Origin of the sequence: Pedobacter sp. BS3 (assembly GCF_008274585.1) — a bacterium.
GTDB lineage: Bacteria > Bacteroidota > Bacteroidia > Sphingobacteriales > Sphingobacteriaceae > Hufsiella_A.
The window spans coordinates 361,406-374,872 of record NZ_VTRT01000003.1; the positions used below are offsets into that span (position 1 = coordinate 361,406).

The window sequence follows — 13,467 nt, forward strand, 5'->3', positions numbered from 1 at the left end:
GGCGGTTACTTGTAAGGTTTATATATGAAAATTTATCGTCGGCTTTTTTCTGTTACTGCACTCCCATTTGTTATATGCCTGTGCCTGAACGCATGTAACAGTTTTGAATACAGCCCGAATGTGGCTTTTGATGCTGATTCTCCTGAAAACCTGAATGCCCAAAACCTGGCAAAAATCCAGGCTCAAACCCCTGATGATACCATTAAGCTGATCTTATGCGGAGATACCCAACGGTCGTATGAATCGTGCGAAGCTTTTGTTAAAAAAGTAAATGCCATTGATAACGTAGATTTTGTATTGCTGGATGGCGATATTTCCGATTTCGGCCTTTTACAGGAAATGGAATGGGTGCATAAGATATTCAGCAAGCTGAAAGTGCCTTATCTCGGCGTAATCGGTAATCACGATGCCGTAGCCAACGGCAAAAACGTATTTGAGCACATGTATGGCCCATTGAACTACAGCTTTGTATATGATAGTGTGAAATTTGTTTGCCATGACACCAACAGTCGTGAAGTTAAGTTTGATCATACCGTGCCTAACCTGGACTGGCTTCGTAAAGAGTTTACGCCACAGCAGGGTGTCAACCATTTTGTCGCTGTAGCCCATGTGCCGCCCACAAGTGTAGACTTTGATCAATCGCTGTTTAATGAATATGGCAGAATTTTAGATGGCACACCCGGTTTCCTGGGTTCGTTAAATGCGCATAATCATACCATCGGCATAGAATATCCTTACAGCGACAACAAGCCCTATTACATTACAAACGGGGTTTATACACGGGGATTCTCAATTATCAAGATATTTAAAGGGCATTTTACCAATGAATTTATCCTGTATTAGACGAATAATCCTGCCACTGGCACTTATTTTACCGGGTAATTTTGCCAATGCCCAGAAGCTGGACTTCCTGATACCCCATACAGCTACTTTACAATATGCAGGTAGCATCGGCTTTTTCAGCGCAGGTGCAGGCTATAGCTTTTTCGGGAAAGATAAAGGCTCGCTGGATATAAGCTATGGGTTCGTTCCCAAAGCAGTTGGTGGTCCGTTGAATATCCTGGCCGCGAAATTCGCATGGCGTCCTTTTCTTATTCCCGTCAGCAACTGGGGAACGCTGTTCCCAATTAATCCCGGAATGTTTATTTCATACCACATGGGTAGTAATTATAGCCGGTTTTGGGATAAAAACACCTATGAAAAAGGGTACTACTGGTGGTCAACTGCCCTGCGACCACATATTTCACTAAGTACCGAAATAAAGATTAACGCGGCCAAACTGCTCGGTCAAAGCAAAATAAAGTATATCAGCCTGTACAATGAATTTAACACAAACGAATTGTATTTAATTAGTTACATACAGAACCGTCATGCGCTGCGATTACATCAAATTATCAAAATGGGGATAGGTGCAAAATTTTACTTTCAATAGATATTCATTTCGGCAAGTAGTGGAACGATTTTTGTGGATGAATCTTTACATAAAAGATTTCAAAAAAACAACAATTTTCAGCCAACTTTTTACACAATCCATCGTTAAAGCTATAAAAGTTTTTAACTTTGCAAACTTTCAAAAATGAAAGGGGCTAATACCGTACATGAGACAACTCAAAATAACCCAGTCCATTACCAACCGTGAGTCGCAATCGTTAGATAAATATCTTCACGAGATTGGTAAGGTAGATTTAATTACAGCAGAGGAAGAAGTAATTCTTGCCCAAAAGATCAGAGAAGGCGATCAAGGCGCATTAGAACGTTTAACAAAAACGAATTTACGTTTCGTAGTTTCTGTAGCGAAACAGTACCAGAACCAGGGTCTCACCCTCGGAGACCTGATTAACGAGGGAAATTTAGGCTTAATAAAAGCCGCCAAACGCTTTGATGAAACCAAAGGTTTCAAATTTATTTCGTACGCCGTATGGTGGATACGTCAGTCCATTTTGCAGGCTATTGCCGAGCAATCGCGTATTGTTCGTTTGCCTTTAAACCAGGTAGGCTCGCTGAGCAAGATCAGCAAGGCATTTTCCAAGCTGGAGCAGGAATATGAACGCGAACCATCACCGGAAGAACTGGCAGACATTCTGGAAACTACGGTTGACAAAATTTCAGATACGCTCAGCAATTCCGGCAGACACGTATCTATGGATGCACCGTTTGTTCAGGGTGAAGAAAATACCCTGCTCGACGTACTGGAAAACCGCGATCCGAATACGGACAGTAACCTGATCAACGAATCGCTTTCGGAGGAGATAAAACGCTCATTGGCAACCCTTACCGAACGTGAGCGTGAGATCATTGTACTGTTTTTCGGGTTAAGTACCAATCATCCGTTATCGCTGGAAGAGATCGGAGAGAAATTCAATCTTACCCGCGAACGCGTACGTCAGATCAAAGACAAAGCACTGCAACGCCTGCGTCATACATCCAGGAGCAAGATCCTGAAATCGTATTTAGGCTAAAGCGATAAAAGATCAAGAACAGAACGCCCTTTCTGCACAGGAAGGGCGTTTTGCATTTAGTATCTTTTCAAAACAAATAGCCTCATAAACCGGTTTTTGCTTTTAATCCCGAACGGCGAATTACTCGGGGGATTTCGCTGAACTCAACCTTTAACTTTAATAGTACACTTTGCAGTTTTTTACTTTTTAATTTTAACTTTTAACTTATTAAACTGTCTCCCGAACAATACCAAAACCTTACTGCCGCCGGGGCAATTGCATACCAGCACGAATTGCGCAAGCAAATCGTGCTCCGGCCATTGGATATCCCGGTAAAACACATTGGCGGAGCAGACATCTCGTTTAACAAGTACTCAGAAACCGTTTATGCCGGTATCATTGTACTAAGCTACCCGGAGCTGCATGTTGTTGATAAAATTACCGTTATTGACCAGACACGGTTTCCGTATATCCCTGGTCTGCTTGCCTTTCGCGAAGTACCGGCCTTACTGAAAGCCTGGAAGCAGCTACAGACTAAACCTGATGTGATGGTGCTCGACGGTCAGGGTATTGCCCATCAGCGTCGTTTAGGTATTGCCACACATTTCGGTTTAGTTACCGGGGCGCCCAGCATAGGCTGCGCTAAAAGCAGGCTCACCGGAAATTTTACCGAACCGGAAAATATCCCGTTTGCAGAAAGCATCCTGTATGACCAGGGCGAAGAAGTGGGCATTGTGCTTCGCACTAAACGGAACTGTGAACCGGTATATGTTTCGCCCGGACATCGTGTGAGTATGCGTGAAAGCGTTGATATCATTAAGCATTGTGTAGGTAAGCACCGTATTCCCGAGCCTACCCGGCTGGCGCATCTGCTGGTTAATCAAAGCCGGGTAGCAGCAAGCAATAATAACAACCAGCAGGAGCTATTCTGATACAATATCTTTTTGAATTATTGATATTTTTTTATTGTTTTATAAGATATCACTGAGCCCCCCAATTGGCGGGATTTTAATTTTTGAATTTTTTAATTTGTGCCATGCTTGAAAACCTCGACCTGCAAAATGTTTTAGTACTGGATATCGAAACCGTTCCGCAGTACCCCTCCTTTGAGCATGTGCCGGTGCAACTGGCAGAACTTTGGGCACAAAAAACCGTTTACAACCGTCGCGAAGGCGAAACCGCCGAGGAATATTATCACCGGGCCGGTATATGGGCCGAGTTTGGCAAAATAGTATGTATCTCGGTCGGGATCTTTACAAACACAAATGGCCAAACCGGTTTACGCCTTAAATCTTTTGCCGGCGAGGATGAAAAGATCGTACTGCAAGAATTTTCAGAGTTGCTCAGGCGTCAGCCTTCATCGCTGATCTTGTGCGCACACAATGGCAAAGAGTTTGATTTTCCATACCTGTGCCGGCGGATGCTGATCAACTGTATGCCTATACCTTCCCAGTTACAAATTGCCGGCAAAAAGCCCTGGGAGGTCAATCACCTGGATACCATGGAGCTCTGGAAGTTTGGCGATTATAAAAACTATACTTCCTTAAACCTTCTGGCAGCAATTTTTGATATCCCCACGCCAAAAGATGATATTACCGGGGCCGACGTTCACGCCGTATTCTGGCAGGATAAGGATATCGACCGGATAAAAATATACTGCCAGAAAGATGTTATCACTACGGCACAGCTACTGATGAAATTCAGGTGCAAACCGTTAATCCCCGACGAGCAGATCGTTATTGTTAATGAATAATTTTAAAGATCAGCTCTTTCAGTAATTCACCGTCGGTAGTATTGCCGGTAGCATCAACGCCTTTGGTTTTCAGGTCGTATTCTCTTAACCAGCCAATAACACTGAACACTTTAGGCCATGCATAATTACGGGCGGCAACATCATAATCCTTTACAAAAAACGGATTTACGCCCAGTTCCCGGGCTATTCCCTGCGGGGATTTATCGGTACTGTAATGGTATTTTAACAGGCGGGTAAAATACGTATTCAGGTTACCCAATACCATTTGTATGGGGTTCGACTTCGGATTAGCCGCGAAATAATCAATGATCTGGTTCGCTTTCAGCACATCGCGTTTACCGATGGCAGTTTGCAGCTCAAACACATTATATTCCTTGCTGATGCCAATATTTCGCTGCACATCATCCGCCGAGATCTCACGGCCTTTTTCTGTGCTCAATAATAATTTGTCAAGCTCATTGGCAATTTTAGAAAGGTCGTTGCCCAAATATTCGGCTATTAAAGCGGCGGCACGGGCATTTATCTTATATTCCTTTGCCTGCACATATTCCTCTATCCAGGCCGGGATCTTATTTTCATAAATAGTAGCCGATTCCAGTACCAGTCCATTTTTCTCAATGGCTTTATATACTTTTTTCCGCTTATCAAACTTATTATATTTATAGCAGAGCACCAGTATCGTCCCCCGAAGCGGGTTCTCCAGGTAAGCCAGAAACGGGTCAGGCGATTTTTTACTGTCATCCTCTTTTCCCCATTTTAATTCCTGGGCTTCCTTTACAATAACCACCTGGTAATCGCTCATCATCGGGTAGCGTTTCACCGTATTCAGAATGGTAACCATATCGGTATCCTTACCATACAGAATCGTCTGGTTAAAACCTTTCTCCGCATCACTAAGCACATTATCCTCAATATAATCACTGATCAGGTCAATATAATAAGGCTCCTCGCCATGCAACAGGTAAACCGGCTTAAACTTTCGGGCTTTTAGATCTGATAATACAGCTTTAACGGACATGAGATGAGGTCAAAAGTAAAAAGGAAAAAGGTAAAAGCCAAAAAAGGAAGGTTGATGGTAGAAGGTTGAAGGCAGAAGGTTGAAGGTTGAAGGTAGAAGGTTGATGGTTGATGGTTGATGGTTGAAGGCAGAAGGTAGAAGGCTGGAAGGTAAAAGGAGTAAGGTTTAGGGCGTAATGCGAACAACGAAGGACTAACAACGAACAACGAAGGACTAACAACTAACAACTAACAACTACAGACGAATAACGAACAAAAAAAATTATATCTTTGAAAGCCATGTATATTATCAAAGTAAAGGGTGTTGCTAAAATTCCGGATTATGTGCAGTTACGCGATGAAAAGTTCACATTGCTGGCTTATTTTCGCATCGACCGGCCTGACAAATCGTTAGAAAAAGCCGGCCTGGGTGCACACGCAGCTTATATTATGGAAAAGATCAGGGATCTGCCTTTCGGAAAGATCCTGGAATTAGATATTTAATTAAGTGAAAAGTAAAAAGTTGAACGTAGTGAAATCCCGGATATCCGGGATAAAAGCAGGTGGCAGTTCAATATTAACAGCACATAATCACAATATCCCTGTTTATTATAAAAGTGTAGCATTAATAAAATAATGATAGGAAACGCGGTAATAAAACTACAGAATGTAGACGTATATCAGCAAAAGCACCTGGTGCTTTCTAACGTAAATTTACAGGTAAATAAAGGCGAATTTATTTTCCTTATCGGGCAAACCGGATCAGGAAAAAGCAGCCTGTTGAAAATAATTTATGGCGATCTGCACATTGGCGCCGGTGAAGGGCAGGTTGCCGGATTCGACCTGAAAAAGCTCTCAGACCACGATGTGCCTTACCTGCGCCGGAAACTGGGCATTGTTTTCCAGGATTTCCAGTTGCTTACCGACCGTACCATTGAGCAAAACCTGCATTTTGTAATGAAAGCCACCGGCTGGAAAGACAAAAACCTGATCAATGAGCGTGTACGTGATGTGCTGGAAAAAGTAGGACTACGCTCCAAGCTCAAAAAAATGCCCCACGAAATGTCGGGTGGCGAGCAGCAACGCGTGGTAATTGCCCGTGCCCTGCTCAACGATCCTGAAATTATACTGGCCGACGAGCCTACCGGAAACTTAGATCCCGATACCTCCGAAGAAATTGTGCTGCTGTTACGCGAAATCAGCAGCTCTGGCACTGCCGTGCTTATGGCTACACATGATTACCATATTATCAGGACATTCCCATCGCGTATTATTAAGTGCGAGAACGGCCAGGTACACGAAGACGCAAAGATCAGCTAAGGCTATTAATCGAATAACACCTGCTCAAAATACAGGCCGGCCTGGTGTGCTTGGGCCATTTTGATGCGTTTTTGATTTTTTTAGCACATGGCCCCGCCTTATGCGCATAGGCGTTAAGTTAATTTTAGGGATTCTTACAAAGTTTTTCACTTTTCACTTTTCACTTAATTCCAACTCCGTCATTATTGCAACAAGGCAGACATTTTGCAGGTCTAAGTACGTTTTACACTGACAGGATGACCTGTTTTAGACTCTGGCAAAAGATTTGCCGTATGCCGGTGATCAATCTAAGCTATTAAGGAATAACCGATAAATTCAAATAACATGCAGAAGACTAATCAGCGAGAGCAACAACCCGTATCAAAAGATAAAAATAGTGCAGAGGAAATTGAACAAGTGAACGAAGCGACGCAAGATCACAAAGATGATGATGGTGCAGATGAGGGCGCTGAACTTTCTGAATTAGATAAGGCCAAAGCCGAAGCTGCAGATGCCAACGATAAATACCTGCGCCTATATGCCGAGTTTGATAACTTTAAGCGGCGTACCACAAAAGAACGCATAGACCTGCTGCAATCTGCCGGGAAGGATATATTACTTTCATTATTGCCCGTACTGGACGATTTTGAACGTGCTATCAAATCTATGGAAAACGCAACTGATATAGAATCGGTAAAAGAGGGTGTGATGCTGATTTATCACAAACTGAAAACCACGCTGCAGCAAAAAGGCGTTAAAGAAATGAAGTCTGTTGGCGAGCCTTTTAATGCCGATATTCATGAAGCGATCAGTAATATTCCGGCTCCATCCGACGATCTGAAAGGCAAGGTTGTTGATGAGCTGGAAAAAGGCTATTATCTAAACGACAAAGTGCTACGCTTTGCAAAAGTAATTGTAGGTGCATAGGCAGACAACAGTTTTGAACAGCCCGGGGTATACATGTTCCGGCGTTCTATTACTATACTAAAATGGCAAAAAGAGACTATTATGATGTATTGGGGGTATCGCGTAGCTCCAGCGCCGATGAGATAAAAAAAGCTTATCGCAAGCTGGCCATAAAATACCATCCTGATAAAAATCCTGGCGATAAAGCGGCAGAAGAGAAATTTAAAGAAGCCGCAGAGGCTTACGAGGTTTTAAGCAACCCCGAAAAAAGGCAGCGCTATGACCAGTTCGGGCACGCAGCCGGATCCGGTGGTTTTGGTGGCGGCATGAATATGGAAGACATATTCAGCCAGTTTGGCGATGTTTTTGGTGGCGGAAATCCCTTTGAGAGCTTCTTTGGAGGCGGCCAGTCCCGCGGAGGCCGGCGTGTTATCCGCGGCAGCAACCTGCGTATAAAAGTCAGGCTCACACTCGAAGAAGTTGCAAAAGGAACGGAAAAAAAGATAAAAGTAAACAAACAGGTGATCTGCAAGGTCTGCGATGGCACCGGGGCAAAAGACCGATCCTCATTCCACACCTGTCCTACCTGCGGCGGAACAGGGTCGGTACGCCGGGTTACCAACACCATTTTGGGCCAGATGCAAACTACCAGCACTTGCCCCACCTGTAACGGCGAAGGCACTACCATTACCAATAAATGTAACGCCTGCCATGGCGACGGCATTGTTCGCGGCGAAGAAACCATATCCATTAACATTCCGGCCGGCGTTAGCGAAGGCATGCAGCTTTCTATGAGCGGCAAGGGAAATGCGGCGCCAAGAGGCGGTATTCCCGGCGATCTGATCATCCTGGTAGAAGAAATTCCGCACGACCTGCTGAACCGTGAAGGCAACAATATTATTTACGACCTGCATATTAGCTTTACCGATGCCGCCCTGGGCACCAGCGTTGAAGTACCAACCATAGACGGCAAGGCCAAGATCAAGATCGATGCCGGTACACAACCCGGTAAGATCCTGCGCCTCAAAGGCAAAGGTATTCCCGAAGTAAACTCTTATCACCGTGGCGATCAGCTGATATACGTGAACATCTGGACACCCAAAGCCTTATCGCACGAAGAACGGGAGCTGCTCGAAAAATTGCATCACTCGCCCAACTTCAGGCCGCAGCCCGGTAAAAATGAGAAAAGCTTTTTCGAGCGCATGAAAGAGTATTTCGAGTAAGCTGTTTACATCATAAGTATGAGAGAGGGTGTCTCAAAAGTCATAAAGCACTGCCATTTCGACGACCTTAGGCGGAGACCACGAAGTAACTGCGAAGCAAAATCTCTTTCCTAAGTACTTCTGGCGGAGATCTCTCTCCCGATCCCGTATGTACTGGAGGGATCGGGATTACGGGAGCTTTCTGGTCAGCTCCCTCCGCAATAGCAGCACATAAATACTGCTTCAGTCCCCGAAGCCCCGCATGGGTGTCCAGGAACAAAAGAGAAGATAGCTAAAAGAGCGCTCCCTGCCTCCCCGCCTCCTGCTCATTATGCTCTTATCTTACCTCTAAAACGCCGCCTATTCCCTGTTTTCCTTCCCGGCCCCGGTAATAATAAAAAACACACCCAGGAAAATCACCAGCCAGGTATACCATTGGTATTCTACCATTTTTCCGGCAAACCGGGCCAGCTTTTTGAGCGGGATAAACGAAAAAGCACTGTCAACCTTAAACCAGATACCGGCCAGCGTTAAAACCACCAGGAACCATACAGCCCATCCGCAGAATTTAAGCATCCGGCTTTTATTCAGGATAGCAGCAATTAAAGACAAAACAGCAAACAAATAAACCAGCGAAGCCAGTGTAATATCTATGTTCCAGTAATTCCAGTTACCAACTATGGGTAAATGCAGCAACGGAAAGAAACCGGCCACTATAACTACCACGGCGCCCAAAGCACCTGCAATATTGACGTTTTTCAAGTTCAAGATTTAAAATCTAAAAATTTCCTATCGTTAGCTATCCTGCTTAAGCTGCATTTTATCAGCAAAATGAGCGCAATAATCACGCAGATCCTCTACAATATTCTTTTCGCCGGTTGCCCGCAAAAAGCTATCGCCCATAGTTTGCAGCGTTTCATAAAAAAAACGCTTCATTTCATCTACAGGCATATCCTTTGTCCAGAGGTCAATGCGTAATGAATTTTTATAATGATGATCCCAAAGCGCCAGCATCATAGATTTTACAGGCAACGCCTCCTTATTTTCAGCATCGCTCGATTCCCATAAAATATTCTCGGGCACATTGTTATCATCTAATTCAATAGTAAGTTTTATTTCTGCTTTTTTCATATAAACGTTTTCAGTATAACAAGGGTATTATGCTTGTGGTAAGCAAACCAAATGCACCTTGCAGGATTTCTTGATCCCGAATAACCGGGATTTCGCTTCGCTCAACTTTTAATTATTGATATGTTTTTTATTATTTCATAAGGCATTAATGAACCTTTCGGGTTTTTTAATTTTGACTTTAATTAAATCCTGCTGATAATCATCGTTAAAACGGCCACAAAGATGATGAATATTAGCTGCACTATCCAAATGCGTTTTGTACTTTTAATGTAATGTCTGAAAATCAAATCGGCAATAAAAAACAATAAAGCTATAGCTAAAACACCCCATACAGAAACCAGTTGCCTGTTTTCAATAGTCTGCCCAAATAAACCGGTACGGGTGTACAATATATACACCAGCATGGCAGCCAGCACCATATTTAAAGGCGTTACCCGTATCATTTTCTGCGTTTTTGCCTGGCAGATTTGTTAACCGGATTTCTACCACTCTTTGCAGCATTAGCTGTTTTGCCCTTAGCGGATGAAGGCGCATGCTTCTTCTCATGGAAAGCCCCTTTAAATTCAGGGTTCTCCTTTCGTTTCTGCATATCAATTTCACGGGCTATAGCCTGCCGTTCGTCAAAAGGCGTTTGCTCTATAAATACTTCCGCCGGAAGCTCCACTACCGGGATCTGCTGCCGTATCAGCTTCTCAATTTTGCGGACATAATATACCTCTGCCGGGTTACAGAAAGTAATGGCATCGCCGGTGTTAAAAGCCCGCCCCGTACGCCCGATCCGGTGCACATAATCCTCGATCACAATCGGAACGTCAAAATTGATCACATGGCTTACATGGCTTATATCCAGCCCACGGGCAGCAACATCCGTAGCCACCAGCATACGCACATCGCCCTCCTTAAACGCATTGATCGAGTTGATCCGGGTATTCTGCCCCTTATTAGCATGGATTACCCTCACCTGCTCCTCGCCGTACTTACGCTGCAAAAAGCTGTAAATATTATCGGCAACAGCCTTCGTTTTGCAAAAAATGATCAGACGGTTAAAGTCTTCATCATTTTTCAGCAGATGCTGCAGCAGGTTAAGCTTGGTTTTCAGGTTAGGCACTTCGTACAGTACCTGACGCACCGTTTGTGCCGGCGTTGCCTGCGGAGCCACCTCCACTACGGTAGGAAACTTCAGAAAATCGCCGGCAATTTTATGTACCAGCTCACTCATCGTAGCCGAAAACAGCAGGTTTTGCCGCTTACGGGGAACGATCTCCAAAATACGGTGTATGGAGCCGATAAAGCCCATATCCATCATTTTATCCGCTTCGTCAAGCACCAGCATCTGCAATTGCTTCACCACAATATGTCCGGCAAGGTATAAATCCAGAAAGCGGCCGGGTGTAGATACAATAATATCAACGCCCTTTTCCAGCGCTGAAATCTGCGCTTTAGGGCCTAATCCGCCATACAGCACCACCGTCCGTAAATCCGTATAACGGGCAAACAAAGCAATATTCTCCGCTATCTGCATAGCCAGCTCACGCGTAGGCGCCAGCACCAGGGCCCGCACATCATTGCCCTGCGCATATTTCAGCTTCATGAGCATGGGCAGCACATACGCCGCCGTTTTGCCGGTTCCCGTTTGCGCAATCCCCATCACATCCTGCCCGGCCAATATGGGATTAATCGCTTTCTGCTGTATCGGCGTAGGCTCGGTATAACCCGCATCGGCAATGGCATTTAACAGTTGCCGGTTCAACTTAAAATCTTCAAACGAAGGCATAACCGCAAAGATAAATTTATCAGGCAGCTTCAAGACAATAAATTATGAAAAGCAAAGCTATTACCTTATTTGCTCCGCCAGTCCCGCCATCCGCTATAGCCCTCATTGCAATCGGGGCTGCCGCTCCTGTCGGGTTTAGCTTGGTCAAGGCAGTGCTGCTATTCTGAGACTTTGACAACTTTTAGAAAGTTGTCAAAGTTAACGCAGGCAGTTTAAACTATAGGTTTGAGATACTGAAAAACAATACCTTATTTATGCAACAGCCACCGGAACTTAGCGCTATCTGGGCTGCACAAACCAATTGATTTCAATGTTACCCTTCTTCAACTCTTCAACGGAACAGCACCCTTTGTCCCATCGGGACAACCGCTTTGTAAAGAGTATTCATATCAAGCAAAATACCATTGTACCTACAGCACGTTTATCTCCTCTGATGTTAACTTCGAAGAGCTCGCTCAGCCCGGTTATTAATACCTAAGCCATGAGCCTGCGCCTATTGCAGAAACCATTTCAATCATTCAACAATCTAACAATGCAACAATTTTAGCAATAGAACAATTCAATCACAAATTCAAAATCGTAATTCGTAAATCCAAAATCGTAATCCACCAGTAGTTTTCTATCAATCTAATTTTTAAATTCAGGGCGTATTTAAGTTAAGCCCTTTATATGGAAAGATTTACCGGCCTTATCGGCATTGCGCTCATTTTTGCCATTGCCTTTTTAATTTCCAATAACCGCAAAGCAATCAATTACCGGGTAGTCCTGTCCGGTTTGGCTATTCAGGTGGCATTAGCGGTATTCATTCTCAAAGTACCTGTAGGTCAGGTTATTTTCGGATGGCTTGGTGCGGCCGTTACCAAAGTGCTTAACTTTTCGCAGGCCGGCGCATCGTTTGTATTTGGACCGCTGGTCAATAAAGAATACATGAGCAAAGCCTTCGGCGTAGGCAATGATTTCGTATTCTTTTTCGGCATCATCCCTACCATCATCTTTGTGGCCGTGCTGGTCAGCATGGCCTATTACCTGGGCATTATGCAGAAGGTGGTTCGTTTTTTTGCTTATATCGTATACAAGATCATGGGCGTTTCGGGAGCGGAAGCCTTATCGAATGTCGCCAGTGCTTTTGTTGGCCAGGTGGAAGCGCAGATCATGATCAAACCCTATCTTAAAGGTATGACCATGTCGGAGTTGCTGGCATCCATGTCCGGAAGCATGGCCTGTATAGCCGGCGGTGTGATGGCCGTTTACATCGCGTTGGGCGTTCCGGCCGAATACCTGATCGCGGCTAGCATTATGGCGGCGCCTGCGGCCTTGGTCATTTCCAAAATCGTATGGCCTGAAACGCAGGTATCCGAAACCAAAGGCGTGGTATCGCTCGACGTGAAAAAAAATGATGCCAACCTGGTCGACGCCGTTTCACACGGCGCCAGCGACGGCCTGAAAGTCGGACTTAACGTTATCGCCATGCTTATCGGCTTTATTGCTATCATCGCCCTGCTGGATTACGTGCTGGGCAAGCTCGGCCTGGGCTTATGGCACCTCGGCCTCTCGCTTGATTTTCTGGGAATTGATATTAAGACCCTGAGTCTGAACCAAATATTAGGAGCGTTATTCTCTGTTTTTGCCTGGGCAATGGGCGTTCCTGCCCGCGATGTACATGCAGCCGGCTCATTAATGGGCACTAAAATGGTGATTAACGAGTTTGTCGCTTACCTCGACCTTGCCAAAATCAAAAGCACGCTGGATCACAAAACCCTGATCATTACCAGCTTCGCCTTATGCGGATTTGCCAATTTCAGCTCCATCGCCATACAGGTTGGCGGCATCGGCGAGCTGGCTCCCGAACGGCGCTCAGACCTTGCCCGCTTAGGTTTGCGGGCATTAGTATGCGGCACACTGGCCTCTTACCTGTCGGCCACCATCGCGGGAATATTGTCGTAGTTGGTTGGTTAGTTGTTAGTTTGT

Annotated in this window: 15 protein-coding genes; 10 read left to right on the plus strand and 5 right to left on the minus strand. The window is 44.8% G+C overall.

The window, feature by feature from the left end; translation table 11 throughout:
* The first annotated feature begins 24 nt into the window (after positions 1-24).
* From FW774_RS10300 to FW774_RS10320, 5 genes are all read left to right on the plus strand, one after another.
* Positions 25-843 (plus strand): metallophosphoesterase family protein, encoded by an 819-nt coding sequence (locus FW774_RS10300; protein WP_149348097.1) that lies wholly within the window; start codon positions 25-27, stop codon positions 841-843.
* A complete protein-coding gene (locus FW774_RS10305) occupies positions 824-1,432 on the plus strand; it encodes a hypothetical protein (protein WP_242457791.1) in 609 nt (202 codons plus the stop codon). Before FW774_RS10300 ends, FW774_RS10305 begins: the two co-directional genes overlap by 20 nt.
* 166 nt (positions 1,433-1,598) lie before the next feature.
* Positions 1,599-2,459: an RNA polymerase sigma factor RpoD/SigA gene (locus FW774_RS10310; RefSeq protein WP_149348098.1), complete on the plus strand. Its 861-nt coding sequence runs from the start codon at positions 1,599-1,601 to the stop codon at positions 2,457-2,459.
* Positions 2,460-2,713: 254 nt separating this feature from the next.
* Entirely contained in the window at positions 2,714-3,370 is a 657-nt protein-coding gene (nfi, locus tag FW774_RS10315; RefSeq protein ID WP_262714439.1) for a deoxyribonuclease V, read from the plus strand.
* Between the two features lie 104 nt (positions 3,371-3,474).
* Positions 3,475-4,191 carry a 3'-5' exonuclease gene (locus FW774_RS10320; protein ID WP_149348100.1) on the plus strand — a complete coding sequence of 239 codons (717 nt, stop codon included), beginning with the start codon at positions 3,475-3,477 and terminating at the stop codon, positions 4,189-4,191.
* On the opposite strand, the gene holA is transcribed toward FW774_RS10320, so the two are convergent.
* Complete coding sequence (gene holA / locus FW774_RS10325; RefSeq protein ID WP_149348101.1) at positions 4,181-5,209, minus strand: DNA polymerase III subunit delta; 1,029 nt, start codon at positions 5,207-5,209, stop codon at positions 4,181-4,183. The two genes, FW774_RS10320 and holA, sit on opposite strands and share 11 nt — an antisense overlap.
* A gap of 278 nt (positions 5,210-5,487) precedes the next feature.
* On the opposite strand from holA, the gene FW774_RS10335 reads away from it, so the two are divergent.
* The 4 genes from FW774_RS10335 to dnaJ all read left to right on the plus strand — a co-directional run bounded on the left by FW774_RS10335 (position 5,488) and on the right by dnaJ (position 8,615).
* Positions 5,488-5,691, plus strand: coding sequence for a fructose-6-phosphate aldolase (locus tag FW774_RS10335; RefSeq protein ID WP_149348103.1), 204 nt, complete (start codon positions 5,488-5,490; stop codon positions 5,689-5,691).
* A 132-nt stretch (positions 5,692-5,823) separates the two neighbouring features.
* On the plus strand, positions 5,824-6,507 hold the full coding sequence (locus tag FW774_RS10340; RefSeq protein ID WP_149348104.1) for a cell division ATP-binding protein FtsE: 684 nt from the start codon (positions 5,824-5,826) through the stop codon (positions 6,505-6,507).
* Between the two features lie 324 nt (positions 6,508-6,831).
* The gene (locus tag FW774_RS10345) at positions 6,832-7,413 is read left to right on the plus strand and encodes a nucleotide exchange factor GrpE (RefSeq protein WP_149348105.1); all 582 of its coding nucleotides are present in this window, start codon (positions 6,832-6,834) and stop codon (positions 7,411-7,413) included.
* A gap of 62 nt (positions 7,414-7,475) precedes the next feature.
* Positions 7,476-8,615: a molecular chaperone DnaJ gene (dnaJ, locus tag FW774_RS10350; protein WP_149348106.1), complete on the plus strand. Its 1,140-nt coding sequence runs from the start codon at positions 7,476-7,478 to the stop codon at positions 8,613-8,615.
* A 339-nt stretch (positions 8,616-8,954) separates the two neighbouring features.
* On the opposite strand, the gene FW774_RS10355 is transcribed toward dnaJ, so the two are convergent.
* The 4 genes from FW774_RS10355 to FW774_RS10370 form a co-directional block, all read right to left on the minus strand.
* Entirely contained in the window at positions 8,955-9,362 is a 408-nt protein-coding gene (locus tag FW774_RS10355) for a hypothetical protein (protein WP_149348107.1), read from the minus strand.
* Positions 9,363-9,389: 27 nt separating this feature from the next.
* Positions 9,390-9,725, minus strand: coding sequence for a gliding motility protein GldC (gene gldC, locus FW774_RS10360; RefSeq protein WP_149348108.1), 336 nt, complete (start codon positions 9,723-9,725; stop codon positions 9,390-9,392).
* Positions 9,726-9,907: 182 nt separating this feature from the next.
* Positions 9,908-10,168 (minus strand): hypothetical protein, encoded by a 261-nt coding sequence (locus tag FW774_RS10365; RefSeq protein ID WP_149348109.1) that lies wholly within the window; start codon positions 10,166-10,168, stop codon positions 9,908-9,910.
* Positions 10,165-11,499 (minus strand): DEAD/DEAH box helicase, encoded by a 1,335-nt coding sequence (locus tag FW774_RS10370; protein ID WP_149348110.1) that lies wholly within the window; start codon positions 11,497-11,499, stop codon positions 10,165-10,167. Before FW774_RS10370 ends, FW774_RS10365 begins: the two co-directional genes overlap by 4 nt.
* Positions 11,500-12,168: 669 nt before the next feature.
* On the opposite strand from FW774_RS10370, the gene FW774_RS10375 reads away from it, so the two are divergent.
* Entirely contained in the window at positions 12,169-13,443 is a 1,275-nt protein-coding gene (locus FW774_RS10375; protein ID WP_149348111.1) for a NupC/NupG family nucleoside CNT transporter, read from the plus strand.
* Positions 13,444-13,467 lie beyond the last annotated feature (24 nt).